Source organism: Pseudoduganella sp. R-43, from assembly GCF_049913255.1.
Taxonomy (GTDB): Bacteria; Pseudomonadota; Gammaproteobacteria; order Burkholderiales; family Burkholderiaceae_D; genus Rugamonas.
This window is the reverse complement of the sequence record NZ_CP183988.1, coordinates 2161038-2186614: the sequence shown is the minus strand read 5'-3', so window position 1 is coordinate 2186614 and position 25577 is coordinate 2161038. Positions and strand designations below refer to the sequence as shown.

At 60.4% G+C, this 25577-nt stretch carries 24 protein-coding genes; 12 read left to right on the top strand and 12 right to left on the bottom strand.

Translation table 11 applies throughout. The features are described 5' to 3' along the window. Window positions 1-51 precede the first annotated feature (51 nt). The 4 genes from ACN9M3_RS09960 to ACN9M3_RS09945 are packed head-to-tail and all read left to right on the top strand — an operon-like array spanning window position 52 to window position 3274. On the top strand, window positions 52-2139 hold the full coding sequence (locus tag ACN9M3_RS09960) for a TonB-dependent receptor (RefSeq protein WP_426322174.1): 2088 nt from the start codon (window positions 52-54) through the stop codon (window positions 2137-2139). Window positions 2140-2187: 48 nt separating this feature from the next. Further along, a complete protein-coding gene (locus ACN9M3_RS09955; protein WP_426170377.1) occupies window positions 2188-2487 on the top strand; it encodes an antibiotic biosynthesis monooxygenase family protein in 300 nt (99 codons plus the stop codon). Continuing rightward, window positions 2487-2918, top strand: a complete 432-nt coding sequence (locus ACN9M3_RS09950; RefSeq protein ID WP_426170376.1) for a YybH family protein — start codon at window positions 2487-2489, stop codon at window positions 2916-2918. Before ACN9M3_RS09955 ends, ACN9M3_RS09950 begins: the two co-directional genes overlap by 1 nt. Before the next feature lie 56 nt (window positions 2919-2974). Beyond that, window positions 2975-3274, top strand: a complete 300-nt coding sequence (locus ACN9M3_RS09945; RefSeq protein WP_426170375.1) for a hypothetical protein — start codon at window positions 2975-2977, stop codon at window positions 3272-3274. Window positions 3275-3356: 82 nt separating this feature from the next. Here ACN9M3_RS09945 and ACN9M3_RS09940 read toward each other — a convergent pair whose 3' ends face one another. Next, complete coding sequence (locus tag ACN9M3_RS09940; protein ID WP_426322171.1) at window positions 3357-4436, bottom strand: hypothetical protein; 1080 nt, start codon at window positions 4434-4436, stop codon at window positions 3357-3359. 9 nt (window positions 4437-4445) lie between these two features. Next, the gene (locus tag ACN9M3_RS09935) at window positions 4446-5786 is read right to left on the bottom strand and encodes a trypsin-like serine peptidase (RefSeq protein ID WP_426322169.1); all 1341 of its coding nucleotides are present in this window, start codon (window positions 5784-5786) and stop codon (window positions 4446-4448) included. Between the two features lie 223 nt (window positions 5787-6009). Between ACN9M3_RS09935 and ACN9M3_RS09930 the strand changes: the two genes are divergently transcribed. Together ACN9M3_RS09930 and ACN9M3_RS09925 are read left to right on the top strand one after the other, a co-directional pair. Beyond that, a complete protein-coding gene (locus ACN9M3_RS09930; protein ID WP_426322167.1) occupies window positions 6010-6990 on the top strand; it encodes an SLAC1 anion channel family protein in 981 nt (326 codons plus the stop codon). A 2-nt stretch (window positions 6991-6992) separates the two neighbouring features. Then, window positions 6993-7955, top strand: coding sequence for a GlxA family transcriptional regulator (locus tag ACN9M3_RS09925; protein WP_426322165.1), 963 nt, complete (start codon window positions 6993-6995; stop codon window positions 7953-7955). Here ACN9M3_RS09925 and pncB read toward each other — a convergent pair. From pncB to ACN9M3_RS09910, 3 genes are all read right to left on the bottom strand, one after another. Further along, complete coding sequence (pncB, locus tag ACN9M3_RS09920; protein WP_426322163.1) at window positions 7943-9133, bottom strand: nicotinate phosphoribosyltransferase; 1191 nt, start codon at window positions 9131-9133, stop codon at window positions 7943-7945. The genes ACN9M3_RS09925 and pncB overlap by 13 nt on opposite strands. Continuing rightward, window positions 9133-9975: a cysteine hydrolase gene (locus tag ACN9M3_RS09915; protein ID WP_426322161.1), complete on the bottom strand. Its 843-nt coding sequence runs from the start codon at window positions 9973-9975 to the stop codon at window positions 9133-9135. The genes pncB and ACN9M3_RS09915 overlap by 1 nt, the downstream gene beginning before the upstream one ends. Before the next feature lie 141 nt (window positions 9976-10116). Beyond that, on the bottom strand, window positions 10117-10731 hold the full coding sequence (locus tag ACN9M3_RS09910) for an FMN-dependent NADH-azoreductase (RefSeq protein WP_426322159.1): 615 nt from the start codon (window positions 10729-10731) through the stop codon (window positions 10117-10119). Between the two features lie 100 nt (window positions 10732-10831). On the opposite strand from ACN9M3_RS09910, the gene ACN9M3_RS09905 reads away from it, so the two are divergent. Then, window positions 10832-11749 (top strand): LysR family transcriptional regulator, encoded by a 918-nt coding sequence (locus ACN9M3_RS09905; RefSeq protein WP_426322157.1) that lies wholly within the window; start codon window positions 10832-10834, stop codon window positions 11747-11749. Between the two features lie 92 nt (window positions 11750-11841). Beyond that, entirely contained in the window at window positions 11842-12156 is a 315-nt protein-coding gene (locus ACN9M3_RS09900) for a hypothetical protein (protein ID WP_426322155.1), read from the top strand. Window positions 12157-12168: 12 nt separating this feature from the next. Here the strand turns inward: ACN9M3_RS09900 and ACN9M3_RS09895 are convergent, their stop codons facing one another. From ACN9M3_RS09895 to ACN9M3_RS09875, 5 genes are all read right to left on the bottom strand, one after another. Next, a complete protein-coding gene (locus tag ACN9M3_RS09895; RefSeq protein ID WP_426322153.1) occupies window positions 12169-12480 on the bottom strand; it encodes a chaperone modulator CbpM in 312 nt (103 codons plus the stop codon). Between the two features lie 3 nt (window positions 12481-12483). Further along, window positions 12484-13350, bottom strand: a complete 867-nt coding sequence (locus ACN9M3_RS09890) for a DnaJ C-terminal domain-containing protein (RefSeq protein ID WP_426170359.1) — start codon at window positions 13348-13350, stop codon at window positions 12484-12486. 648 nt (window positions 13351-13998) lie between these two features. Then, on the bottom strand, window positions 13999-14187 hold the full coding sequence (locus tag ACN9M3_RS09885; protein WP_426170357.1) for a hypothetical protein: 189 nt from the start codon (window positions 14185-14187) through the stop codon (window positions 13999-14001). 401 nt (window positions 14188-14588) lie between these two features. Further along, entirely contained in the window at window positions 14589-16412 is a 1824-nt protein-coding gene (locus ACN9M3_RS09880; protein ID WP_426322150.1) for a hypothetical protein, read from the bottom strand. 175 nt (window positions 16413-16587) lie between these two features. After that, complete coding sequence (locus ACN9M3_RS09875; RefSeq protein ID WP_426322148.1) at window positions 16588-17274, bottom strand: beta/gamma crystallin-related protein; 687 nt, start codon at window positions 17272-17274, stop codon at window positions 16588-16590. A 97-nt stretch (window positions 17275-17371) separates the two neighbouring features. Between ACN9M3_RS09875 and ACN9M3_RS09870 the strand changes: the two genes are divergently transcribed. The 4 genes from ACN9M3_RS09870 (at window position 17372) to ACN9M3_RS09855 (ending at window position 24618) form a co-directional block, all read left to right on the top strand. Next, window positions 17372-18739 carry an MATE family efflux transporter gene (locus ACN9M3_RS09870; protein ID WP_426322146.1) on the top strand — a complete coding sequence of 456 codons (1368 nt, stop codon included), beginning with the start codon at window positions 17372-17374 and terminating at the stop codon, window positions 18737-18739. Between the two features lie 80 nt (window positions 18740-18819). Beyond that, window positions 18820-21036, top strand: coding sequence for a DPP IV N-terminal domain-containing protein (locus ACN9M3_RS09865; protein WP_426322144.1), 2217 nt, complete (start codon window positions 18820-18822; stop codon window positions 21034-21036). Window positions 21037-21673: 637 nt separating this feature from the next. Then, window positions 21674-22336: a glutathione S-transferase family protein gene (locus ACN9M3_RS09860; RefSeq protein WP_426322142.1), complete on the top strand. Its 663-nt coding sequence runs from the start codon at window positions 21674-21676 to the stop codon at window positions 22334-22336. Between the two features lie 155 nt (window positions 22337-22491). Continuing rightward, window positions 22492-24618, top strand: coding sequence for a hypothetical protein (locus tag ACN9M3_RS09855; RefSeq protein WP_426170347.1), 2127 nt, complete (start codon window positions 22492-22494; stop codon window positions 24616-24618). Between the two features lie 51 nt (window positions 24619-24669). On the opposite strand, the gene ACN9M3_RS09850 is transcribed toward ACN9M3_RS09855, so the two are convergent. Both ACN9M3_RS09850 and ACN9M3_RS09845 read right to left on the bottom strand, forming a co-directional pair. Beyond that, the gene (locus ACN9M3_RS09850; RefSeq protein ID WP_057261494.1) at window positions 24670-24876 is read right to left on the bottom strand and encodes a CsbD family protein; all 207 of its coding nucleotides are present in this window, start codon (window positions 24874-24876) and stop codon (window positions 24670-24672) included. 80 nt (window positions 24877-24956) lie between these two features. Next, entirely contained in the window at window positions 24957-25571 is a 615-nt protein-coding gene (locus tag ACN9M3_RS09845) for a class I SAM-dependent methyltransferase (protein WP_426322140.1), read from the bottom strand. Window positions 25572-25577 lie beyond the last annotated feature (6 nt).

The following is a 25577-nucleotide window of genomic DNA, read 5'->3' as shown; positions in this document are numbered from 1 at the left end:
CATAATTGAGAATGATAACAATTCTCATTACGTAGCCACTTAGGAAATAGCATGTCGTTGAACAAGTCCCCGCTGGCGCTTGCCATTGCGCTGGCGTTGCCGCATTTCGCCGTATTCGCCGAAGAAGCCACCCTCCCCTCCGTCACCGTCACCGCCGGCCGCGAAGCTGCCTACAACCCGGGCACGGCCACCAGCGCCACCAAGATCGACGCGCCGCTGCGCGACATTCCGCAAACTGTGAACGTGGTGCCGCAGGAACTGCTGCGCGACAAAGGCGTGAGCTCGATGGAGGATGCTATGAAGGGTATCCCGGGCGTCGGCCTGTCGCACGGCGACGGCCAGCGCGACCAGGTGACCATCCGCGGCTTCACAGCGATCGCCGACCAGTTCATCGATGGCATGCGCGACGACGCGCTGTATTTCCGCGACCTGTCCAATGTCGAACAGATCGAAGTGATCAAGGGCCCGGCCTCGGTGCTGTATGGCCGCGGTTCGTCGGGTGGCATGATCAACCGCATCACCAAGAAGCCTGGCATTGACCGCACGGAAGCCAGCGTGACCTTCGGCAGCTGGAGCAAGAAGCGCGGCGAGTTCGACGTGGCGCGCAACCTGAAGGACAGCGGCGTGGCCTTCCGCGTCACCGGCGCCAAGGAAGATTCGGACAGCTACCGCGACCAGCAATTCCTCAAGCGCGAGGCGCTGTCGCCTTCCCTGCTGTGGAAGTTGAGCGCCGATACCTCGCTGCTGGTGCAGGGCGAATACCTGTCCGACCGCCGCCTGACCGACTTCGGCATCCCATCCTACAAAGGCCTGCCCGTCGACGTGGATCCAGGCACCTATTACGGCGCCGCCAATGCGCGCGACACGGACTTCAGCCAGGCGCGCGTGAAATCGCTGACCGTGGTGCTGGATCACCGCCTCAACGCCAACTGGTCGCTGCGCAATGCCTTCCGCCGCTACGATTACTCGCTGAACCGCAACAACACCCTGGTGGGCAGCGTCAATGAGGCAGCGCAAACCGCTTCCCTCACCCACGGCAACGTGCGCCGCGAGGAAGACGGCTATTTCAACCAGACCGAGTTGACCCAGCGCGCGGAATTCTTCGGCATGCAGCACCAGCTCCTGTACGGCATTGAAATCGGCAAGCAGGACAAGGACCAGGTCAACCGTTCCAAGACCAATGTAGCCACGGTCAACCTGTTCAAGCCGGTGCTGCCGGTGCTGCAACTGGAAGCCAACGTGGCTCCAGGCACCGACAACCTGGGCATCATGAAGAACAAGAGCGTCTACGTGCAGGACCTGGCGACGCTGACGCCGCAGTGGAAACTGCTGGCAGGCGTGCGCTACGACGATTTCAGCCAGGAGACGCGCGAGCGCCGCGTCGGCCAGAAGAACCTGGAACGCACCGACCGCGCATGGAGCCCGCGCGCCGGCCTGGTGTACCAGCCAAGCGGCACGGTCTCCTACTACGCTTCGTTCAGCAAGTCCTTCCAGCCTTCGGGTGAAACCTTTGCGCTGGCCGCCAGCAACGCAGCCATCGAACCGGAAGAAACCACCAACAAGGAAGTGGGCGCCAAGATCGACCTGTTCGATGGCCAGGCGACTGTTGGCGCATCGCTGTTCCGCCTGCAGCGCACCGGCATCAAGGCCACCGATCCAATCACCAACGTCGTCATGCCGGTCGGCACCCAGCGTACCGACGGCCTTGAGCTGACCTTCACCGGTGAACTGGGCCAGGGCTGGCAAGTGGCTTCCGGCCTGGCGCTGCTGGATGCGGAAATCATCAAGTCCATCGCCCGCGACGACGGCCAGAACGTACAAGGCAAGCAGCCAACGCTGACGCCCAAGCGCAGCGCCAACCTGTGGCTGAACAAGGCACTGGGCGGCGGCTGGTTCACCGGCGCCGGCGTGAACTACCAGGGCGACCGCTTTGCCAACCCGGGCAACACAACCACCCTGCCCGGCTACACCGTGGTCGATGCCATGGTGGCTTACCGCACCGCGTCGTACGACGTGCAGCTGAACGTGAACAACCTGTTCGACCGCGAGTACATCGTTTCCGGCCACGGGTCAAGCAAGCTGCTTAACCTGCCGGGCGCGCCGCGCAATTTCCGCGTAACGGCCCGCTACCGCTTCTGATCCATCTGAGGCACAATCGGGACATTACTTTGCGAAAGGAATGTCCCGATGATTTACGAGCTGGCGGAATTTGAGATCAAGGATGGCCAGGGTGCCGAGTTTGAAGCAGCGGTGCAGAAGGCCGTGCCGCTGTTCCAGCGCGCCAAAGGCTGCAAGTCGATGCGGCTGGAGCGCGTGATCGAGCGCGCCAACACCTATATGCTGGTCATCGTGTGGGAAACGCTGGAGAACCACACCGTCGACTTCCGCGGCAGCGAAGACTTCCAGGCATGGCGCGGCATGGTTGGCCAATACTTCGCCAACACCCCGCGCGTCGAACACACCAGCAACGTCGTCGCCGGATTCTGATGCGAATCCTCGCCTGCCTGATGCTGGCTGCGGCCAGCCTGCCTGCATTGGCCGCCACGCCGGCCGAGACGATGGACGCTTTCCAGCGCGCGCTGGCCGAAGGCAAGCGCGATGCGGCGCTTGCCCTGCTCAGTCCCAAGGTGAAGATATTCGAATCGGGCTATACCGAAAATAGCCGCGACGAATATGCCGCGCACCATCTCGACAGCGATATCGACTTCCTGCGCACGACAAAATCGCGCCTGCTGCGCCATGAAGAACGCCGCGATGGCGCGACCGCAATCGTCATGCGCGAGACGGAAACCACCGGCAGCTACAAGGATGCCGAGATTCACCTGTTCGGGCTGGAAACCGCCGTGCTGGAAAAAGCGGGCGACGGCTGGCAGATCGTCCATTTGCACTGGTCGTCACGCAAGTCGCAGGCGAAGTAAGCGCGCGCCACGTCGCAGCGCCTTACGCGACAATCCCGCCAAACAGGAGACTAATCATGCCAAGCACCATTTACCGAAATTTCCGCCAGATCGCCGATGCCGAAGGCGCACGCAGCGCCCTGCTGGCCGAAGGCTTTGCCAATTCGGCCGTACAACTGAACCTGCATGAAGCACGCCCACTGAGCACTACTGCTTCGGCGGTGCAGAACATCATGGATTCGCTCACGCCGGACGATGTCGACAACACCGACAAGCCGGACCGCCCTGCCGCCCTGCTGTCGGTGGACGTCGATGATGACGCCCAGCGCGAGCAGGCCGACCGCATCATGTCGCGCTTCGGCGCGCAGGAAGCGTGACAACCAAAGGCGCCACGCAGACCAATTTCGCACCAATTAATCCATGCATCGAAGTTGGGCCCAACGCAAGGCCTTTGGAGAATTATTTGGCGGGAGTCGACGCTGTACCAGTTTTCTTGTCAATAGCATCCTTAATTGCGTCGCCGATTGATGTAGACGCTGCATCAACCACTGCTTTACGGTGCTGATCTTCTTTAAGGGCAGTCTCGATAGCGCGTCCTAGATCCAGGTTATCTTCGGTTTCGGTCAACACGGCAGTAATACGCAAAGGAATCGGATCGATATAGCCGTCCGCAGTAGTACGAGGCAACGGAGGCAGGAATGTATCTTTACCTTGAGATTGCAAATCTACATTCTCGCTGTTGACGCTTAGCATCCCCAGATCATACGTCTTCGCGTAAAAGGGCTTCCATTCGCCATTGGCTTCCATAATATCCATGTGCAATTCAACGCTGACATGTTTGCGCTTGCCATCTTCCGCCCCCGTGTTGAAGTAATCCAAACGGCCCGGGCGCAACGTACGATATAAGGTACGTGGCTGCTTAGCTTCAGGCGGGGGAGTTTTCTTTGCTGCAGCTGGAGCAACTGGTGCAGGGGAAGATTTTTCAGAACCGAGTGTCAACTCCATATAAAAATCAGGCACGCGCGCGAGATTCAGCTTACCAATCGCACTGTCCTTGTCGATTGCATGCCAAGGGCTGTCAGCACTCAATTTCGCATTGAGATCTTTCGACAATTTCAAATAATTATCGCTTTCCGCCTTGCCATGAGGGGCACGTATCAACGTGATGCAACCGAAGCTGAATTTCTTGGCATCTGGCGAGTACAACATCGTAGTCTGTACTGCGGTAGAAGATGAAGTCTTTTTCTCGTTGTGTTTCGCGAGAGCCTGAACGCCCTTGTCATACAACCACCCCGTCGCCGCTGGCACAACGGTATCGACCAGCGGTTTAAGGAGAGCGCCTGCGATCAACAGCATAGGCGAGTCGTCCTGCCCGGATTTCGTAACCGGGCATTTGTTGCTGACGTCGATGAACAGGGGCGGATCGGCGCGAGGGAATTGTGGCGCTGCGGTGGCCGAAACTTCCTTTTTCTCATCTGCAGCGAGAGCAACGGACGACAAGGCTCCCGTCAACATCGCGAAACACAGTATTTTTTTCATATATTCCCTTTAGTTTTGGATTGCCGTTTTGAGTGGAATCGCCCCCATATTGAACACGACTCCAGTATTTCCAGCGGCGCAAGCGCGGTGCTGGGTATTGAATGCAGTACCATGATGCACACCTACGACGACCGGCCTGCCACTTTCAAGTCTGGCCAGGAAAATTGGGCTTCCGCTGACGCCGCCAATCGTGTCGCACGCATGAATCATGCATCCATCCACACTCTTGGTGACGATGCGACAAGAAAGTGAGGAATCAAATCGGACATATTGCGGCCAGTCGGCCAACTTAATGGCTGCTGGCTTCGACGATGGCGCTGCAAGCGCTCGAGCAAACGGGGCGTGAAAGCCAGCCAATATTACTTCTGGCGGTTCGCTACTCACTTTGGAGCGCTCATCGCGAACAATTGGCCATAACCCACCTGGGTTATACGGCTGTTGAAGCTTCAACATAACTTGGTCAAAGGCCACCAGGCCGTCATCTCGATTATCCTCTGCTGAGCCGAGCTCGCTCATCAGACTTATGACACGCTGCGGTGCGTTCATGGGAATGAAGACCAGACTGCTGATTTGTCGTTTACTTTGCAGCGCGCCATCATCAGATGCCCAACGAAAAATCACATGCCTTGCCGTATAAATTCGGTCTGGCGCCAGTTGTACAGCCATGCCTATTGGCAGATAAGTCTTGCTATTGATGACGATCCCTGAATGACCATCGCCCAACGACTCGCCCAGGTCGACAATGACGCCAATTCGTTGTCGCATTTCGCTTGGAAAAACATGGCTGGTACACTTCTCATAGTAAGTACGCACCAATGCAAGGTCATTGGTATCGATACTGTCAGCATCACCATTAGTCATCGCATCATTTTTTGCTAACGCGACTTTTGCCTCCTTGCACTCTTGTGAAATGGCAGAGGCATATTCTTTTGCCCTTGTGCCGTATGCTTTGATTGCATCCTTGCAGGTTTGGTCGGCTTGGTCACAAAATGCAGAAATGAGCCCGTCACGCGGCTGCTGTTCGTTTAATTTGATGATTCCGTCCGGCGAAACTACTTGCATAATTTCTGGCCGTGAATGAAGCTTATCCAGAACAGATTTCATCATTGGGCTCACGGAAAGTTTCGACTCCATGACAACGTTGCCCTCCAGATCTTGCAAAATTACGTGAGGCGGCCCACTCAACTGCGATTTCTTGAAGCTTTGTGTCTGCCCATTCTCCAAATTATTCAGCGTGAAATTAGTTCCGCTCTTCATCTGCAGAATTTCCTCTTTCGCCAGTAATTGTTGCGCTATCGCGTCACTGGCCAGCAGCGCCAAACTCAATGCAGCAAATTGCGACTTCCACATAAAAGTCCCCATTGCCAAGAAATAATTATTCAATATACAACTAAGCAAGTGGGCTGGGGTTGTAAAGATGCAACTTGTTTGGGGACGGCCATTGTCGGGCCGGCGCACCCCGAAAGGAATGGCCTTGGCCGAGGGTGGCGCAGGGTTGGCCGAAAATGATGCATGCACACACTATCGGCCAAAAGCTTGCCGTCCGATAATGGATTCATCGCAAATCCATCGGATGAAAATCATGCAAACCACTACCATCGCCGCCCTGCCCGCCGGCAGCGCCTCGGTCAAAAACCTCCCCGTCAACCTGTTTGGCTCCGTCATGGGCATCGCCGGCCTGGCCCTGGCTTGGCGCGGCGCCGCCCACCTGTTCGGCAGCAGCACGCTGATCGCCGATGGCGTCGGCATCCTGTCGCTGCTGGTGTTTGCGGTGCTGGCCGTGGGCTACCTGTCGAAACTGGCTGCGTTCCCTGATGCTGTGAAGGCCGAATTCTCGCACCCGGTGGCGAGCAACTTCTTCGGCACGATTGCCATCGCTGTGCTGCTGCTTTCAAGCGTTGTGGCGCCCTGGAGCGAGCAGCTCCAGAAACTGGTGTGGACTGTCGGTTCGGTCGCCACGCTGGTGCTGGGTTATGTGGTGGTGTCACGCGTCCTGCAAGGGAATATCACGCCGGCCAATGTAGTGCCGGCCTGGCTGATTCCCGGCGTGGCTTCGCTCGATATCGCCGTCACCGGCGGCGCCTGGGGCCATGAAATGAACATGATCGCGCTTGGCATCGGCACGGCCATCGCCATCGTCTTCTACGTGATGATCTTCAGCCGCCTGGTGCACGGCGACGCGCTGCCGGCCGGCATGCTGCCATCGCTGATGGTGATGATCGCGCCATTCGAAGTCGGCTTCCTGGCCTACGTCAACGTCACCCAACACGTCGACATGTTCGCCGCCATGCTGTTCTACTTTGGCCTGTTCATGTTCCTGGTGCTGGCCCCGCGCGTGTTCCGTCGTTCGGTGCCCTTCGGCCCTGCCTGGTGGGCTATCAGCTTCCCGATCGCCGCACTGGTAAACGCCGCGATCAAATATGCCACCGTGGCCGATAGCGCTGGCGTGGTGGTGCTGGCCGGCGTGCTGCTTGCCTTCCTGACGGTGACGATTGCCGCGCTGCTGGTGCGTACCTTATATTCGCTGTACACCGGCAAACTCCTGGCAGGCTAACCATGCGTATCGCTTTACTCGTTTTCCCTGGCGTGCAATTGCTCGACGTGGCCGGGCCGATGGATGTCTTCCACGAAGCGTCCCGACAGTCGGGCAAGCCAGGCGCTTACCAGTTCGACCTGGTCGCGCTGGAGGAAGGTCCGGTTCGCGCCGACAACGGCATGTTGTTCCAGCCGACGGCCACCATCGATACGCTGGACCACGCGGTCGACACCCTGCTTGTCACCGGCAGCCACGCCGTGCAGGACGTCACCGGCAACGCGCGCCTGATGCAATGGCTGCAGCGGCAAGCGGCCGCGGTGCGCCGCATCGGCTCCGTATGCTCCGGCGCCTGGCTGCTGGCGCACGCCGGCCTGCTGGACGGCCGCCGCGTCACCACCCACTGGAATCTTTCGGCCTCGTTGGCGCGGCGCTTCGAAAAGGTGCGGGTCGAGCACGACCAGATCTACCTCCGCGACGGGAACCTCTATACCTCGGCCGGCGTGACGGCCGGCATGGACCTGGCGCTGGCCCTGGTCGAAGAAGACCTTGGCCGCGACGTGGCGCTGGCCGTGGCGCGCGAACTGGTAATGTTCATCAAGCGCCCTGGTGGCCAGTCGCAATTCAGCGCCCACCTGGCCGCGCAAACCGCGCAACGCGACCCGATCCGGCAAGTGCAGGAATGGGTGCTGAAAAACCTGGACGAGGACCTGACCGTGGACCAGCTGGCTTCACAAGCGGGCATGAGCGTGCGCAACTTCTCGCGCGCATTCAAGAGCGATACTGGTGAAACCCCGGCCGATTTTGTCGAAGCCGCGCGGCTCGATACAGCGCGGCGCTTGCTGGAGGAAACCGCCAACCCGCTCAAGCGGATAGCGGCACGCAGCGGCTTCCACGACCAGAACAGCTTAAGGCGGGCCTTCGTGCGCCGCCTCGGCGTAACGCCGGGCGACTACCGCCTGCGCTTCCGTCCTCAGGACGCCTGATGGTTGAACACCTGCCGCAGGTAGGCCAGGAAAGTCTCGTCCTTGCACAAGGTCTTGCCCGGCGAATCGGACAGCTTGGCGACCGATTGCCCATTCAGGCGGATCAGCTTCATGACGATGTTCAGCGGCTTGATGCCGACATCATTGGTCAGCCAGGTACCAATGCCGAAGCCCACCATGATGCGGTCGGCGAACTGGCGGTACAGGCGGAACGCCGTGTCGAAGTCCAGGCCGTCAGAGAACACCAGGCGCTTGGTATTGGAATCGATGCGCAAGGCCTGGTAATGCGCGATGGCCTTTTCGCCCCACAGGATCGGATCGCCCGAATCGTGCCGCAAGCCGTCGAACAGCTTGGCGAAGTACAGGTCGAAGTCGTTGAGGAAGGCGTCCATGCCCACCACGTCAGTCAGCGCGATACCGAGGTCGCCGCGGTACTCCTGCACCCAGGCCTCGAGCGAGGCTTTCTGGAAGTCGCGCAGCCGCACGCCGAACGCCTGGAAGGACTGCATGTACTCGTGGGCCATGGTGCCGATAGGGATCAGGCCAAATTTTTTCGCGATATAGACGTTCGAAGTACCTTTGAAGCACTGCGGCACCTCGCGTGCCAGGCGCTCGACGACTTCATCGTGCCATGCGGAAGAAAAGCGGCGGCGCAGGCCAAAGTCGGAAAACTCGAAGGGGTGGCGCAGCGCCGGCGTCGTGCCGAAAGCCTTTAACTGCGCGATCTTCTCGCCCAGGCGCTTGCGCCCTTCTTCCAGCGCGGCCGGCGTACCGGCGCGGCGGAAGTACAACTCGTTGACGATGTAGAGCACGAAGATCTCATACGCCATGATGTGCACTTGGGGGCCCTCGGCGTGGATGACCAGGGTATCGCCTTCCGCGCGTATTTCGATGAATTTGCGCTGGAAGCGGAACACGGCGAGAAAGTCAACGAAGTCGCTCTTGATATAACGCAGGGAGCGCAGGTAATTCAGCTCGTCCTCGGTGAAGGACATGCCGCACAGGTGGTCCAGCTGCGCCTCGACTTCCTCCTTCAGCTCAGACAGCGGGAAGACGGTCTGGTTGCGGCATACGAATTCATATTCGGCATGGGCGCTTGGGTGGCTATGCAGCAAAGCCTGCCACATCGTGAACTTATACAGGTCGGTTTCAAGCAGGCTGCGGACGACAGGGATCATTATTTGTTCTCCGCATTGGCCAGCAGTTCCGGCAGGACTTCAGCCGAAGTGGCAAGGCGCGCGCCGCGGCGCTGCATGGCTTGCGCGAATTCGAGGTATTGGGTTTCAAAGCCGGACACAGGGCTCATGCAGTCGGTCACCAGCACCAGCTTGCGCGGGTCGACGTGATCGGCGATATGTTCGGTGGTCGCCTTCACGCAATGGCTGCCGGCTTCGCCGGTGATGTAGACGGTGTCGGCTTGCGACAGGCTGGCGATCAGTTCGCGGTTCAATTGCGAGCCAGGGTCGGTTGGATCGGGCACTTCGGCCATGACGGCGGAATAGTGCTCGGTCCACGGATTGGAGCCTTTGCCGACCTTGGCGACTACGGCATGGCGCGCCTCTTCCCAGGCGTTGTAGGCAGCGCGCACGGCGTCGTGCACATTGTGGCCCCAGCTACCGATTTCGCAATGGACGGGCCACACCATCAACTGATAGCGACCTGCCGATTCCAGCGCATCCAGGTAAGCCAGCGCGCGCGGCAAGGCGGCTTCATTGCGCGGCGCGAAGTGGCCGGCGCGCACGTCGGCAGCGGAAATCTGCGTGAACGGCCCCGGCGCCGTGCCTTCGGCCGTACGCCAGAAGGTCGGATGCGCCACGTCATAGCGATGGTGGGAATCGAGCGTGACCGTAATGGCCGAAAGCCCGGCGCCGCCCTGGTCGATCAGGCTGGCGACGCGCAGCATGTCCTGGTGGGCACCGGGAACCGGCAAGGCCGGTACGGCAGAAGAATTGGCCTCGACGGGCAAATCGCAGAAATCGTTCTGCGGATCGATGATGAGCAAGTGGTAGTGGCGTTTCATTTTGCAATGATAGCAAATGATAAAAAAGGCAGCATGGGCCGGCGGGCCGATGCTGCCAAGTCCACTACGGGGAGAGTGAATGGTCGAGCCCGTGTCACACCCTGGGGTCTGACCCCAGGGTGTGACACGGGCTGGGCTGTATCAGGCTGCGATCAGTTGCTCGATCGACTTCTGGGCCTTGGCCAGCGTATCGGCGACGGCTTGTTCGCCCATCGCTACGCCTTCGGCGCGGATGAACTGCACGTCGGTCAGGCCGATAAAGCCCAGCACGGTGCGCAGGAAGGTGGTCAGGTGGTCGTATGCGACCGCCGCGCCTTCGCTGTACACGCCGCCGCTGGCGGTGAAGACGTAGACCTTCTTGCCCTTCAGCAGGCCTTCCGGGCCGTTGGCGGTGTACTGGAAGGTGCGGCCGGCGCGGGCTACGTGGTCGATCCAGGCCTTCAGCGACGATGGCACGGAGAAGTTGTACATCGGGGCGCCGATCACCACCACGTCGGCTGCAAACAGTTCGTCAACCAGGGTGTCGGATACTTTGACCACCTGCGCCTGTTCCGCATTGCGCGCTTCGGCGGGCGTGAAGAAGGCGCCCATCATCTGTTCCGTCAGGTGCGGCACCGGATTGGCGGCCAGGTCGCGCTCGACCACGGTATCAGCGGGGTTGGCAGCCTTCCACTTGGCGATGAACTCAGCCGACAGTTGGCGGGACAGGGAACCAGCGCTACGCACGCTGCTATTGATGTAGAGAACGTTTGCCATGTACTTGCTCCAAGAAAGTTGATGATTGCGGCCATCTTAGAACGGGTTTATTATCGATGAAATAGGTTTTATAACGATAGAAATTATCGATTTTCTTGATATGCGAGATCCCGGCCTTCCCACCCTCGACCAGTTGCGCGTCTTCATCGCGGTGATCGACCACGGCGGTTTTGCCCATGCCGCGCGGGCCTTGCACCGTACCCAATCGGTGATCAGCTACACCATCGCCAACCTCGAAGAACAGCTGAATATCGCCCTGCTCGACCGCAGCACGCGCAAGCCGACCCTGACCGAAGCGGGCAAGACCCTGCTGGCCGATGCGCGCGCGGTGACCAGCAAGGTGGATGGCATGCGCTCGCGCGCCAAGGCCCTCGGCATGGGACTGGAGGCAGAGCTGAGCGTGGTGGTCGACGTCATGTTCCCGGCCTGCGTGCTGGTACGCGCGCTCGAGCAATTCCAGCGCGAGTTCCCGACCGTCTCGTTGCGCCTGCATACGGAGGCGCTAGGCGCCGTGGCGCAGATGGTGGCCGACCGCCGCTGCCAGCTGGGCGTGGCCGGCATGGCCGCCACCGCGCCCGTCAATATCGAGCGCCATGCCGCCGGCTTCGTCAAAATGATGCCGGTCTGCTCGCCGCTCCATCCATTGTCGCGTGAACGGGCGCCGATCCCGACTGCGGTCTTGCGCGAGCACTTGCAACTCGTGGTGACCGACCGCAGCCCGTTGACCGAAGGCCGCGATTTCGGCGTGTTGGGCTTGCGCGACTGGCGGCTGGGCGACCTCGGCTCCAAACACGCCCTGCTGTTAGGCGGCCTGGGCTGGGGCAATATGCCCGAACACATGGTCATGCGCGACCTGGCCGAACGACGCCTGCTGAGCCTGCACACCCAGGAGGGCCGCGAGCTTGATTACCCGTTGTTTGTGATCCACCGCGGCGACGATGAGCTGGGGCCGGCCGGCAAATGGCTGCGCCAGAAATTCATCGACATCGACCATACGCTGCCGCCGGACGCTTTCTAAACATTCCTACAGGCCAGCGGCGTGTGCACCTACAGGCTTGCCTGCCACTTCGGCCTAGCATGGATTCGCTTCAACCATAAAGGAGAGCGATCATGGCACCACGCAAGGACAGTGAGCAATCGGACGATTGGCGCAACCAGGCTGGGCAAGCTGGCCAGAGCGGCGGCAATCGCCAACAAGGCCAGCGCGAAAACGTGACCGGTGGCAACCAGCAATCCGACCAGGACCGCGGCAACAAGCAATCCGACCAGGACCGCGGCAGCAAGCAATCCGATCAGGAGCGCGGCAACAAGCAGAGCGACATCGGCCAGGGCCAGCGCCAGGGCAGCCGCGATGACTTGCTGGATGAGGAAGAAGGCAATACCGGCAACCGCGGCAATCGCGGCGGTCGAGACCAGCAACGCTAAGCTGTCACGCAGCTAAGCCATTCCGGCGGCGCGCAGGCGCGACTTCAGGCGGCGGACCTCGTCGCACAAATCCACCACCAGCGCCGCCAAATCTTCGTCCGCATCGAAATCCCGTTCAAGCTGGGCCAGGCGACGCGCCCTCCCCAGGTCCACGCTGGTGAATTGCAGGGTTTCGATGCTTGCCCCTTCCCTTCCGACCAGGATGCCGCGTTGTACGTGATGCACGACCCATTCCGGCTCGACAGCGCAGGCACGCGCCAGTTCATCCAGCGTCAGCGCCTGGTGTTCCAGCGGCACGCCTTCCACAATCTCTTCCTTGGGCATCGCTCATCCTCCTATTTCGCGTTGCATCTGTTCGTATAGCGCACGCCGCGCGGGCGTATCGGCTGGCGGGGCGAAGATTTCAAGAATCAGGTAGAGGTCGCCCGCCACGCCCGAGCTGTTGGCTGCGGGAATGCCGCGTCCTTTCAGGCGCAACTTGCGGCCGCTTTGCGAATTGGGCGGCACGGTCACGGTCACGCGGCCCGAAGGCGTGCTCACTTCGCGCTCGCCGCCCAGCGCGGCAAGCCATGGCGGGATCGGGACTTTCTCGTAGACGTCGCGGCCCTCGGCACGGTAACGGTCATCGGACTGGAAGGCGATTTCAAGGTACAGGTCGCCTGCCTCGGCGCCATTCATGCCGGGCTGGCCCTGTCCTCCCAGCCGCAGCTGCTGGCCGGCCGTCACGCCCTTCGGGATATTCACCTTGAGCGTCCGTTCGCGGCCCAGCGAAATCTCGCGCTGGGCGCCGTGGTAGGCGTCGTGCAGGCTGATTTCGAGAACGGCATGAATGTCTTCTCCACGCATGCGGAAACCCTGGCGGCCGCCGCGCTGTCCACCCACGTGGGCAAACAGGTCGGCAAAAAAATCTTCGGCGCTGCCACCTCCGAAGCCGGCGCTCCAATCGGGCGGCGGGCGGAATTCCTGGCCGGCGCGGTACTGGCCGCTGCCCAGCGAATCGTAGGCGGCACGCTTTTCGGCATCGCCGAGCACACCGTAAGCTTCATTCAGCTCCTTGGTGCGGGCATCGGCATCGGCTTCCTTGCTGACGTCCGGGTGATACTTGCGGACCAGCTTCCGATAAGCCTTCTTGATCTCGTCTTCGCTGGCAGTCTTGGGGACTCCCAGCGTGGCGTAGTAGTCCTTGTATTCCACGTACACGCTCCCGAAATGGCGTCCTTGCCAGTCTAGCGGAAAACGCCCACAAACGTCCGTTGCCGCATTCTCATGTGCCACGGCGCAGAATGACGACTACAGAATATTGAGCTCACTCAAGGGATATACGATGACAATACTAGCAAAACCGCCTACCCGAAGTGCGATTCACGATGGCATTCGGGCATAGCGCAATAGCATTCTCGACTGTGTCTTCGGTCTCCTCCACCAACGGCGTTCAATGATGCACCCTAGGTAAGGTGAGCCATCGGATTTGCGCCCAGGCGCCTTATCGGGGGGAGTGGTCGAGGAAAAGTAGACCGCCAGTCATGGGCTCCGATTAACGCTCACGCGGACAGGAATCTTGGCCCCACGTACATTTCGCGCTGTCACAATGCGTTCGACAATATGACCCGATATCCCTGCACGAGTCATGTACTGGCAAGCTTCCGCCACACCTGCCAAATACAGCAGCGACAGGCCGCATTGCACTATCTTCGCCATTTCGTGATCTTGCCGCCGTTGAGGCTTGCTTAAGCTGTTAGACATATGCACCTCCTTGCCGAAAGAAAGTATATGCACACGTCAGATGGCTTGCTTGGATATTCACAATACGAGCGTGCGAAAACAACTGTTTTGTAAGGTCCGTCAGGCCACGGTCGCCGGATTTGATAATTGAGTTTCCATGTGCGCCGCCAGGATGTGGGCAATGACCTCTGGGGTACAGCCGTGCTCAAACAGGAATTCAACGGCGGCGAGTCGAGACTGGCTGTTTGCAATCGCAATGGCGTCATCGGCTAACGCGCACTTGTTGTGGTCTGGCCGTTCCGATGACATGGCAGCCCTCTTGTCAAATGGCAGGTGCTCTTGATACCGATAGTATGCGCGCGTTTACTCCAAAGTGGCGACCTATTCTTGAGTCCGGCTGTAGCATAAATGTCATGACACGGCGCCACGACACTATTACCGCAGAACGAATGTCCATTGCACTGCTCACTCGAGCGGCATTTGGTGCTAAGGCAGGTTTGCGCTCCGCCTTGTTCTACGGCGTCCATGCGCCGCTGGCGGAAGAGGTGTTTGGTCGGCCAGCATCAAAAGTCCGCGTGCACGTGCCAGGCACAGATGCCCAAGTTGACCGGAGAAAGCAGTCCCGATAGCGGCCTCAGTGACTTCGTCAGCGAAGCCGCGCCCAGAGCCAGCGGCGCGCTGGCACGCCGCTGGCCTGGCATTACTGCAGATTAGCGCTTATACACAGTCTCCATGATGCGCTGGTAGTTGTCCCGGGACTCCATCCAGACGGTGCGCGCCTTGACAGTCTCGCCAGTCGCCAGCGCTGGAAGCTTGAAGCTGGTGCTGAAGGTTCCCGCCGCGGTCGGCGACTCGGTCGACTCCAGGCCTGTGCGGCCATTCGAGGTTTCCTCGGTGATGGAGAGCCAGGTCACTGTGCCCGGGTTGACACTGGAGACTGCCAGCGTGAGGTCACGGGTGCTGTAGCTGGACAGTGCTGCCAGGCTCTGCTCCGACAGCGTTGCGAAGGCGGTGCTGGCCTTGGTTTCGGTCAGGTTCAGTGGACGGCGCTGCACTTTCAGGACGTAAGTGCCGTCGGCGCTGCCGGAAGCGAAGGAGAGCTTGGCATTGGCGGCGTCATACGCAGTCAGCACATACACCGCATTGTCAGGCAGGCGGCCAATGCCATCGTCGCCCATTGGAGAATTGCCGCCGCAGTCGGTGCCCATCACATAGGTACCCGACGAGTTGACAGCGTTGACCCACCTTTCGCCCACGCCTGGCGCGTTGTAGCGCAGGCCTGCCAGCGGCATGCCAGGACCGGTGATGACGATGTGGTCGAGCGTGCCAGCGGTCGTATTGTTGTTCAGGGTACGGTCGGTAATATTGAAATTGATGCCGGTGCGGTAGCAAGTGCCGCTGGCGGCAACAATCTTGCTCATGCTGGCAAACGCTTCCAGCTCCAGTGCGCGCTGGTTGCCGTGCAGACGCCATACGCCGTCGGTCGGGCTCTTGCGAATCTTCCAGTTTTCCAGGCGGTCCATGATCTGGCCAGACTTGGTCTTCACGGTGAACGATACGCGGGCAGTGATCTTGGCCGGATCGCTGTAATCGATCTGGTGGATTTCAATGTCGCTGAAGGTGGCGCCTACCAGGGCAGGTTCACTCACCAGGTGGCGGAAGAAGGCCGAGGCATCCACGTCGTCGCTGAGGAAGCCGGTGGTTGCAAATGGGAGCAGCGCATCTACCGTCGGCAGGCCGTCGGCGAACTTGGCGATGAAGTCGGTCAGCGCCTTCTTCACCAGCGGTGCATCGGTGGTGGCGGTGCTGATATTGTCCGCTGCCAGTTTCGTCGGGTTGGTTTCGACGGCTGCCTTCTGCTTCAGGTCGTCGGTGATCACCGAGGTGTTGGCGCTGGTGCTGATGGTGGCTACGGCCGTGCTCGAGTCTACCGTGACGTGGATTGCGTCCAGTGCCTTATCGAGCGGGCTCGACAATGGAACGAAGGGCGTGCGCAGCAGGTCGGCGTTGGCATCGACGCCCAGCGCGGTCAGAATCGCTTGCAGCTTTTCCTTGAGTTTGGCAGCTTCAGCATCGATCGTCGCAGCGGTTGCGGTGGCGGCGTTTTTATCGAACTGGTCGAAGTAATCCGCCGAAAGCTGGCCGCCTACATTCGCGGCGATCAGGTCGGTAAGCTGGGTGATATTGATCTTGCCGGAGGCATCGGCGCTGGTGGCGATCGAGTGCACGGTGTAGACCTGGCCGTTGGCCGAGCCAGAGGCGCGGAACACGAACGGGCCGGTCATGCCGGTGACATCGACCGAATACGCGCCGTTGACGCCAATCTGGGCGACTTTGGTGGCGCCTTTCGAATCCTTGACGGTGACGCTGCCGGCCAGTGGCGCGCCCACTGCTGCCGTACCGCTGAATACCACCGAAACCGGGGACGTCTGTACCGGTGGCGGCGTCGTTTCGCTGCTTGAACTGCTGCCGCCGCCGCATGCGGCCAAGGCCATGCTCACGGCACTTGCCAAAATCAGTTTATTGAACTTCATTCTGCCCTCAGGTTGTTAGCATTTAGATTATTTAATAGACATTATTAATATTTCCATATGGAAATTATAAATACTATTAGACAATGCTAGCACAGCCCTGGAACCCGGCTCAATTCCGGCGTTGCGAAAAAAATAGCGCGCTGTGAAGCGCGCTCTTCTTGGGAGCAGTTTCCGATCAGCGTACGCGGCGGATCGAGGAGATGCGGTCGCTGAAGTCCCTCAGGTCCGGGTAGCGGCCTGGGGCGAAGGTGCGGCACTGGCCGCCAAAGTCGGCGTGTTCGCATGCTTCCCAGGTACCGTAGTTGACGACCATTGAGTTCGCGTTGTCGTTGAAATGGACATCGCGCAGGGTACTCAAGTCGTTATTGACCTGCACGATGCGGCCACGGAAGCCGTTGTCGTTGAACAGCTCCACCGCCGGACCGCGCTGCTCCTGCTCATATCCACGATAGTCGCGGCGTTCTTCGCGACGCTCTTCACGCCAGCGGTCATCACGGTCATCACGATTATCGCGGCCCCAGCCCCAGCCCTGGCCACGGTCGCGGCGGCGCTCGATCTCGCGGGCAGAAGAAAAGTTGTTGTTGAACTGGCGCAGGTTAGGATATTCGCCGCGCTCGAAGACGGCACACTGGCCCTGGAAATTAACGTGCTCGCACAATTCCCAGGTGCCGGAACGCACCACCAGGCTCGAAGCGCGGTCGTTGAAATCGAAGTCGCGGAAGTTGTCGGCGGCGCCGTCGGCAATCACCACGCGCTGGCCGCGAAAGTCTTCGCGCGAGAAGAGTTGCAGTTCACCGGCCGAAGCGGCCTGGCCAAGAAGGGAAGCGGCCAGCAGGATAGCGGCGGTCAAGGTATTCTTCATTACTAAATCTCCGATATTCAGGCATCCTAAGCGCTCTAACGCGGCGCAAAGGCCGTTAGACTACCCTACCTTGTAACAAATTCCTACTGTGCAACACATGCCGACGACAATTTCGACCGCTAATTTACGCAACGAAGCAACAGCATTATGGAAATTGGCCTGGCCGGTATTGATTGGGCAACTCGCCACGGTCGGCATGGCGGTGGCGGACGTGGCGATGACCGGCCACACCCGGGCTTCCGAGCTGGCTGCAGTGTCGACCGGCGCTGCGATCTGGTCGATCGTGCTGGTGACCGTGATGGGCACCATGATGGCCATGAATACGCTGGTGGCGCATGAAGTGGGCGCCGGCAATTACCAGCGCATCCCGCACCTGGTGCGCCAGGGCTTGTGGAAAGGCCTGGGCGTCGGCATTGTGGCCATGCTGCTGGCCAATCTCTGCACCCTGCTGTTCGACCACCTGCAACTGGCGCCGGAAGTCAACCAGCGCGCTTCGCTGTTCGTGCACATCATCAGTATCGGCCTGCCGCCGTTCGCCTGTTATCGCGCACTGTATGGCTACAGCGCCAGCATCAACCAGACCAAGCCCGTGATGGTGATTGCCCTGTTCGGGCTGGCCTTCAACGTGTTCGTGAACTGGCTGCTGATCTTCGGCCATTGGGGCTTGCCGGCCATGGGCGGCGTCGGTTGCGCGGTGTCGACCGGGATCTGCATGTGGCTGATGCTGGGCGCCATGCTGGCGTGGATGCGTATTTCGCGCGCCTATCGCGCCACCTATCCTTTCACGCATTGGGAGGGACCGCACTGGCCTGAAATCCGCAGCATGTTGCGGCTTGGCCTGCCGATCGGCGTGACCTACTTCGCCGAGGTGAGCGCCTTCGGCGCGGTGGCGCTGCTGGTGGCGCGCTTCGGCGTGATCGAACAGTCGGCGCACCAGATTGCGCTGAACTTCTCTTCGCTGGTGTTCATGGTGCCGCTTAGCCTTGGCATCGGCATGGTGACGCGCGTGGGCCAGGCGCTGGGCGAAGGCGATGCGCGCCGTGCCCGTTCGGCGTCATGGGTCGGGCTCGGCATGTCGCTGGCGTTTGCCGTGGTGTCGGCTGCGTTCATTGCCGCATTCCGCAATGAGATCGCGGCCGCCTACACCAGTGATGTCGCAGTCCAGCAGACGTGCGTCACCCTGCTGCTGTTTGCCGCGCTGTTCCAGTTGTCCGACGCGACGCAGGTGGCGGCGGCTTGCGCGATCCGCGGCTACAAGGTGACGCGCGGGCCGATGCTGATCCAGCTGCTGGCGTTCTGGGTGTTTGCGCTGCCGGTCGGCTGCCTGCTGGGCTTGTGGAAGGAAATGGCGGCAGCCGGATTCTGGATCGGGCTGGTGCTCGGCCTGACAATTGCTGCCATTTTGCTTACGGCCTACCTGCGCACACTGTCGAATTCCCGGGTGGCCGAAGGAAAAACGGCATAGGGCGTTGCATTCCGAATTTCAGCGGGGGCGGGTTCTGGTATTGTCTTGCGATTCGTAAGTAAACCATTCCGGGACAAACAATGCGCCTTATCCTCACCCTGGCAGCCCTGCTGGCTGCCGGTACCGCTTCCGCTGAACGCCTGACACTGGAGCGCCTGTACGCCGACCCGGCACTGTCCGGCCCTGGCGTGCGCGCCCTCAAGGTTTCACCGGATGGCGCCCGCGTCACCTTCCTGCGCGCCCGCGCGGACGACCAATACCAGATGGACCTGTGGGAATACAACATGAAGGACAAGACCACGCGCCGCCTGGTCGACTCCAAGGCCCTGGTCCCGGTCGAGAACTTGTCCGACGCTGAAAAAGCACTGCGCGAACGCGCCCGCACCGCGGCCCTGAAAGGCATTATTTCCTACAACTGGTCACCTGATGGCAAGCAGTTGCTGGTGCCGCTGGCCGGCAATCTGTACCTGGTCGACCTGTCGAAACCTGACAGCGCGCGCCTGGTGGCTTCGGGCAGCGTCATCGATCCGAAGATTTCGCCGAAGGGTAAATACGTTTCCTTTGTTCGCAACCAGAACCTGTTCGTGATCGACCTGGCTACCGGCAAGGAGCGCCAGCTGACCACTGACGGCAAGGGCACCGTGCATAACGGCGAAGCAGAATTCGTGGCGCAAGAAGAAATGCACCAGTTCACCGGCTACTACTGGGCGCCGGACGATTCCGCCATTGCCTTCCGCTGGTATGACGAAGCGCAGGTGCCGGTGGCGCGCCGCTTCGAGATTTATGCCGACCGCACCGACGTCGTGGAGCAGCGCTACCCTGCCGCCGGCGACAAGAATGCCATCGTCGGCCTGAAGATCGTGTCGCCAACCGGCGGCGAGATCCGCGACGTGGACCTGGGCGCCAACAAGGACATCTACCTGGTGCGTGCCGACTGGAGCAAGGACTCCCGGTCGCTGTTCTTCCAGCGCCAGTCGCGCGACCAGAAGACGCTGGAGCTGATCGCAGTCGATGCGGCCACGCTGACACAGCGCCCTGTGCTGACCGAAACCTCGAAAACCTGGACCACCATCAACGACGACCTGCGCTTCCTGGAAAGCGGCAAGGGCTTTATCTGGTCGTCCGAGCGCACTGGCCGCAATCACCTGTACTTCTACGGCATGGACGGCAAGCTGAAACACGCCATCTCCAAAGGCGAATGGGGCTTTGACGATGTGCTGGCAGTGGACGAGAAAGCGGGCAAGGTCTTCGTCTCCTCCAACAAGGACGCAGTCTACGACAAGCAGGTCTATGAACTGAAGCTGGACGGCTCGACCGCCGACAAGCCAAAGCGCATCACCCAGGCTGACGGTTGGCATGACGCCTCCTTCTCCAAGCATGGCGAAGTGTTCGTGGATACCTGGTCCGATCCTGCCACCCCGCCCCAAGTCGCGATCCGCCGTCCGGACGGTGCGCTGGTGAGCTGGCTGGAAAAGAATGAAGTCAACGAGTCGCACCCCTACTTCAAGTACAAATCGGACCAGTTGCCGGTCGAATTCGGCAACATGAAGGCGAAGGATGGCCAGACCCTGTACTACTCGATGATCAAGCCGTACAAGTTCGACGCCAGCAAGAAGTACCCGGTCTACCTGTCCACCTACGGCGGCCCTCACTCGCAGCACGTGACCCGCAAATGGGACAGCCAGCAATTCGACCAGTACATGGCGCAGCAAGGCTATGTGGTCTTCCGCCTGGATAACCGCGGCTCCTCGCGCCGCGAGCGCGTGTTCACCGACGCCATCTACCGCAACCTGGGCAAGGTGGAAGTGGAAGACCAGCTGACCGGCATCGACTGGCTGGGCCAGCAGCCGTTCGTGGACGCCAAGCGCATCGGCGTGTACGGCTGGAGCTATGGCGGCTTCATGACCCTGCGCCTGCTGTCGCAAGGCTCGGACAAGATCGCAGCCGGCGTGTCCGGCGCACCGGTGACCGACTGGGGCCTGTACGACACCCACTACACCGAGCAGTTCATGGACCGCCCATCCGACAACGTGGAAGGCTACAAGCAATCGAACGTGTTCTATCACGTCGACGGGCTGAAGTCGAAGCTGCTGCTGATCCACGGCATGGCGGACGACAACGTCCTGTTCACCAACACCACCAAGATGATCGATGCGCTGGTGAACCGCGGCGTGCAGTTCGAGCTGATGACCTACCCGGGCGCCAAGCACGGCGTGTCGAACCGCCTGGCCAAGCGCCACGTGCAAACCTACATCGACGCCTTCTTCCGCAAGCACCTGAAGCCGGAATCGAACTAAGGCCCGGACCAAGCGCCCTGCCCTGAAGCCCGCCCGCGCAATCCGGCGGGCTTTTTCTTTGCTGCGCCTCAAGCCCGTGCCGATACTGCCGCGCTACGCTTATAAGATGGGCTGGTTCTCCATCAATATCATGCTACCGGTTTTCGCCCCGCTGGCATTGCTCTTCATCGCCGGCAAGATCTGCACGCCTATCGAACCATTTGCCTCGCGGGTGGTCTTGCATGCTCGCCGTCTTGGGAGCGCTAATCCCAGTAGCCGAACCGACAATCACGTTTAGATCGGTCGCCGCCTGTCTCCTTCACTACCGACTACTTTGCGTATCTACATTCACAATGATTATTGCCGCAGTTTTGCATTGCGTCGTTCTTTTTGCGCTCGGGCTCGCTTGCAAATAGCCATTCCCCTGCCAGACTGGGAGTACCCACGAAGGAAAAGATATGAAGCAAAGAATCACCGCATTTCTCAAAGACGAGCAACGAGCATCGAGAGTCATCCTTAACTGGATTGCAGGACTAAGCTTTACCTGCCTTTTGGGGTCACTGGCCGCGTTGATGTTAATGAAGTGAAGCGAGATGTCGATTTAAGAAAGTCTCATCCGTCGTAGTGGTACGATCCAACCACCACCGACGGAGTCCTCATGTCCCTGCAACTTTTCTACCATCCCCTTTCATCCTATTCCATGAAGGCGCTGATTGCGCTATATGAAAACGGCACGCCGTTCGAGTACCGCATGCTGTCGCCGGAACATCCTGAAAACTGCGCACAGTTTGCCGGACTGTGGCCGATCCAGAAATTCCCCATCCTACTGGACGGCGAGCGCATGGTGGTGGAGGCCAGCATCGTGGTCGAACACCTGGCGCTTCACTATCCCGGGACGGTAAAGCTGCTCCCCACTGATCCGAAGGCGGCGCTGGAAGTACGCATGATGGACCGCTTCTTCGACAACCACATCGCCACGCCGCAGCAAAAACTGGTGGCCGACGTCCTGCGCCCCGAAGGCGAGCACGATGGCTACGGCACGGCCGAAGCGCGGCGCAAGCTCGATACGGCCTACGCGTGGCTGGACAACGTGATGGCACATCGCATCTGGGCAGCCGGCGAGGAATTCAGCATGGCCGATTGCGCAGCCGCCCCCTTCCTGTTGTATGCGCACTGGTCACATCCGATTCCTGCCCTGCATGAGCATGTGTTGGCCTATCTGGCGCGCCTGCGTGCGCGCCCCTCGTTCGCCCGGGCCTGGGCCGAGGCCAAGCCGTACCGCCATATGTTCCCGCTGGGCGTCCCGGCAGGCGAGGAATAAGCGCCGCAAACGGCGAAAACTGAGTAGGGCCATCACCGAAATCTGAGTGCCAGCACCAATTCGCATCAGGCCCATGCGCAATACATTGCTCGCTATGCCGCCCTGGAACCCAGGGTGGCAAATCCCCTGGATTGTCAACATTAGCGAGGTGTGCCATGGCTCAGTCCGCCGAAAAATCCATTACGTTCCACATCACCAGCGAGGAACGTCCCGACTTCAAACATCCCCTGGTGCTTTACCTGTTCGACACCCGACAGCAACTCAAGCAGCGCGTTGAAGTGAAGGAAGGCAAGGCGGAACTTGCGCTGCCACCGGGAGGACTGGGGCATATGCGCCTGTTCGTCGCACCGTTCAACGAGCGGCTCGACGCCAAGGCAACACCGGCCAGGCTGGAACGCATGGGCGCCTATGAACCTGTGTTGCATGTCGAAGGCCGCCTGGAGAGCCTGATCGACATTCCAGGCTCCCTGATCGACATCTGGCCGTTCTGCTTCTGCCGTGTGCGCGGCCGCGTAGTGCGAAACGACGATAATCGCCCGATCTGCCATGCGCGAGTGCACATCTGCGAAGTGGACCGCATTCCGTTCTGGATCGATACCCTGCCCGATCATGACCTGTTCCACCTGCGCGACGATTTGCTGGCCATCCTGCGCTTCCCGCCCGTACCAGACCCCGATCCCGGTCCCCTGCGCTTGCCGTTACGCTTTGCACAACCGGCTCCTTCCAAGGCAGCACAGGCAATGAACGACATGGCGCTGCAGATGCCCGACATGCCGGCCGGCTTGCCGCGCATGCTGCGCAGCGCGTCGTCGACACACCTGAGGGCGATGTTGCGTGAGAACTGGACCGTGCTGATTCCATGGTTCTGCTACTGGCCGCACTGGTGGCACCGGCTGCGCTGTGACGAGATGGCCGTCGTCGAAACTGACGGGAATGGCCACTTCGACGCCACCCTGATCATCCCTTGCCACGGCGACCAGCCCGACGTGTATTTCTGGGTTGAGTTCAATTTTGGCGCAGGCTACGAAACGGTCTACCGGCCCGCCATGGCTTGCCACACTTACTGGAATTACCATTGCGGCAGCGAGGTGACGATCCGTATCACCGACCCCAGGGTGCCATCGTGCGACCCGAACCCTGACCTGTCCGGCTGCCAGTTGATCTTCAACACCATCGGCTCCAATATCACGGTGAACCAGTTGCAAACATCCGGCACGGAGGGCACGACCCTGGGCGGAGCACCGCTTGGCGGCACCCTGGAAATGCGCGTCGACTTCAGCCGGACCACGCTGATCGCGATGGGGATTCCTTACTATCAATGGTCATATCGGCGCTTGACCGGGCCGAACGGCACATCAACCATTGTCGCTCCCGGTTCGGTTCCGCTGGGCGACTGGCGCGTGATGACACATGCCGTCTACCGCTATTACCGCGACGGCGACAGCTATCCATCCGAACCAATGGGTCCAGTGCCCGCTGTCGGCCCAAGTCCCGAAAACCTGTTCAGGATCCAGCCCGCAAATCCCCCGTCCACCTCAGGCTACTGGTACGAGATGTCGGAGCATATTGACAAGGCGACGGCCTACTTTGAAACCGATATCCTGCCCGGCGCGCCGCGAGCCGACGCAGTGCTGGCGGAAGACATGGCCGCCGGCCTGTATGAAGTGAAGCTGGAACTGTTTGACTCATCCGGCGCGAGGGTCGTGGACTGGGATGCCCGGCATATCGATTTGCGCGTCATGGATCAACCGGCCGGAGCACCCGTCCTGACCACCAGCAGCGCACCAGAGTACAACAGGGTGCGCGAAGCAGGACAGACCTGCGCCTTCCGCATGGTACTGCGCGTCGACAACAACCGCTGCGCGGCGGATATCCTGCCAGTGGATGGGGGAGTCTCGGCAGACCCGGAATGCGGTTTCCACCTGTACGCCGGCCCGGACAGCCAGGCGCACGTGTCATTCCTGGCCCGGCATCCGAACCACTTTGCCACGTTCACGTTCCAGACAACTCGGGCGGCGACATCAATCAGCAGCGGGGCCGCGGACACGACCGGCAGAAGTGGCGACCCTGCGGGGACCCATGGCTTTACCCAAGGCGCGGATTTCGTCTACGGGAAAGACGTCACGGTGTCGGACATCCTGGGCGAATGCGACAACGCGGCATTTTCGGAAGCGCTGTCGGTCCAGGCTTGGGCAGTCAACGGCTACGGGCAGATTTATACCTATGACGCCCACGACCACGCCGCATTCGCGCTCGCCAAGCCCTGCCCTACCTGTAGCTGATTAGCACAGCAAGGCCGGGCTCCGGGAGGGCCGGCCTTGCCGTGTGTTCACTTATTGACGGTTGCCGCGGTCGATCAGCTCGTCCGTGGCATCGTCGATGGCTTCACGCAGGTCGCCGCGCTGTTTCTGCAGCTTGCCTTCAACCTGCTTGGCGACGCCCTTCACCTGTTGTTTCGAGCTGCCGACCAGTTCGCCGGTTTCTTCCTGGATCTTGCCGCCGATTTCCTTGGCTTTGCCCTTCACTTGGTCCTTGTTCATGATGCGCTCCTCATTAAAAAAGTGAGACGAGCAAATGATACGAATCGGCATCGAGACCCACTGTACGCAAGCTAACAGAACTAGGCTTTACGCCAGACTGAAGCCAGCCATGGCTGCTGTTCGCGCGGCAAGCCTGCCGGGCGGTAATAGTGGGTGATGGGCTCGAAGCCGGCTGCGGTGACGACTTCAAACCAGGTCTCGAAATCGTAGTAACAGCCATAACGAGGACCGTTCCATCCTTCCTCATTGTGACCGCGAGGGTTGGAGCTGAACAGCACGCCGCGCGGTTTCAGCGCTGCATGCAGGCGCTTCAGCACATCGGGCAGCACGGCACTGGGAACGTGGAACAGGGAGGCGTTGGCAAAGATGCCGTCAAACGACACGGGCGGCAGGTCCAGCGCGACGAAATCCTGGTGCAGGACTGTGCATCCGCTCCAGTTCTGCGCCATTTCCACGAAATGGGCTGAGCCGTCGAGGCCGACCGGCTCATGTCCAAGCGCCTTGAAGGTGCGCAGGTCGCGGCCAGGGCCGCAACCCAGGTCGAGGATGCGGAACGGAGGCGTTCCTTCAATCGCATCGAGCAGCGCCGCAATGTTCTGGCTTACGTCGTGGTCGCGCGTGCCTTCGAGGAAGGCTTGCGCGTTGCGCTCGTAGTGTTCCAGCGTGCGGCGGGTGATCTGCTCGATGTCGTCCATCCTCCT

Coding starts and splice junctions, on each gene's coding strand:
- ACN9M3_RS09960 (WP_426322174.1), top strand. CDS start 52: ATGTCGTTGAACAAGTCCCCGCTGGCGCTTGCCATTGCGCTGGCGTTG.
- ACN9M3_RS09955 (WP_426170377.1), top strand. CDS start 2,188: ATGATTTACGAGCTGGCGGAATTTGAGATCAAGGATGGCCAGGGTGCC.
- ACN9M3_RS09950 (WP_426170376.1), top strand. CDS start 2,487: ATGCGAATCCTCGCCTGCCTGATGCTGGCTGCGGCCAGCCTGCCTGCA.
- ACN9M3_RS09945 (WP_426170375.1), top strand. CDS start 2,975: ATGCCAAGCACCATTTACCGAAATTTCCGCCAGATCGCCGATGCCGAA.
- ACN9M3_RS09940 (WP_426322171.1), bottom strand. CDS start 4,436: ATGAAAAAAATACTGTGTTTCGCGATGTTGACGGGAGCCTTGTCGTCC.
- ACN9M3_RS09935 (WP_426322169.1), bottom strand. CDS start 5,786: ATGTGGAAGTCGCAATTTGCTGCATTGAGTTTGGCGCTGCTGGCCAGT.
- ACN9M3_RS09930 (WP_426322167.1), top strand. CDS start 6,010: ATGAAAATCATGCAAACCACTACCATCGCCGCCCTGCCCGCCGGCAGC.
- ACN9M3_RS09925 (WP_426322165.1), top strand. CDS start 6,993: ATGCGTATCGCTTTACTCGTTTTCCCTGGCGTGCAATTGCTCGACGTG.
- pncB (WP_426322163.1), bottom strand. CDS start 9,133: ATGATCCCTGTCGTCCGCAGCCTGCTTGAAACCGACCTGTATAAGTTC.
- ACN9M3_RS09915 (WP_426322161.1), bottom strand. CDS start 9,975: ATGAAACGCCACTACCACTTGCTCATCATCGATCCGCAGAACGATTTC.
- ACN9M3_RS09910 (WP_426322159.1), bottom strand. CDS start 10,731: ATGGCAAACGTTCTCTACATCAATAGCAGCGTGCGTAGCGCTGGTTCC.
- ACN9M3_RS09905 (WP_426322157.1), top strand. CDS start 10,832: ATGCGAGATCCCGGCCTTCCCACCCTCGACCAGTTGCGCGTCTTCATC.
- ACN9M3_RS09900 (WP_426322155.1), top strand. CDS start 11,842: ATGGCACCACGCAAGGACAGTGAGCAATCGGACGATTGGCGCAACCAG.
- ACN9M3_RS09895 (WP_426322153.1), bottom strand. CDS start 12,480: ATGCCCAAGGAAGAGATTGTGGAAGGCGTGCCGCTGGAACACCAGGCG.
- ACN9M3_RS09885 (WP_426170357.1), bottom strand. CDS start 14,187: ATGTCATCGGAACGGCCAGACCACAACAAGTGCGCGTTAGCCGATGAC.
- ACN9M3_RS09880 (WP_426322150.1), bottom strand. CDS start 16,412: ATGAAGTTCAATAAACTGATTTTGGCAAGTGCCGTGAGCATGGCCTTG.
- ACN9M3_RS09875 (WP_426322148.1), bottom strand. CDS start 17,274: ATGAAGAATACCTTGACCGCCGCTATCCTGCTGGCCGCTTCCCTTCTT.
- ACN9M3_RS09870 (WP_426322146.1), top strand. CDS start 17,372: ATGCCGACGACAATTTCGACCGCTAATTTACGCAACGAAGCAACAGCA.
- ACN9M3_RS09865 (WP_426322144.1), top strand. CDS start 18,820: ATGCGCCTTATCCTCACCCTGGCAGCCCTGCTGGCTGCCGGTACCGCT.
- ACN9M3_RS09860 (WP_426322142.1), top strand. CDS start 21,674: ATGTCCCTGCAACTTTTCTACCATCCCCTTTCATCCTATTCCATGAAG.
- ACN9M3_RS09855 (WP_426170347.1), top strand. CDS start 22,492: ATGGCTCAGTCCGCCGAAAAATCCATTACGTTCCACATCACCAGCGAG.
- ACN9M3_RS09850 (WP_057261494.1), bottom strand. CDS start 24,876: ATGAACAAGGACCAAGTGAAGGGCAAAGCCAAGGAAATCGGCGGCAAG.
- ACN9M3_RS09845 (WP_426322140.1), bottom strand. CDS start 25,571: ATGGACGACATCGAGCAGATCACCCGCCGCACGCTGGAACACTACGAG.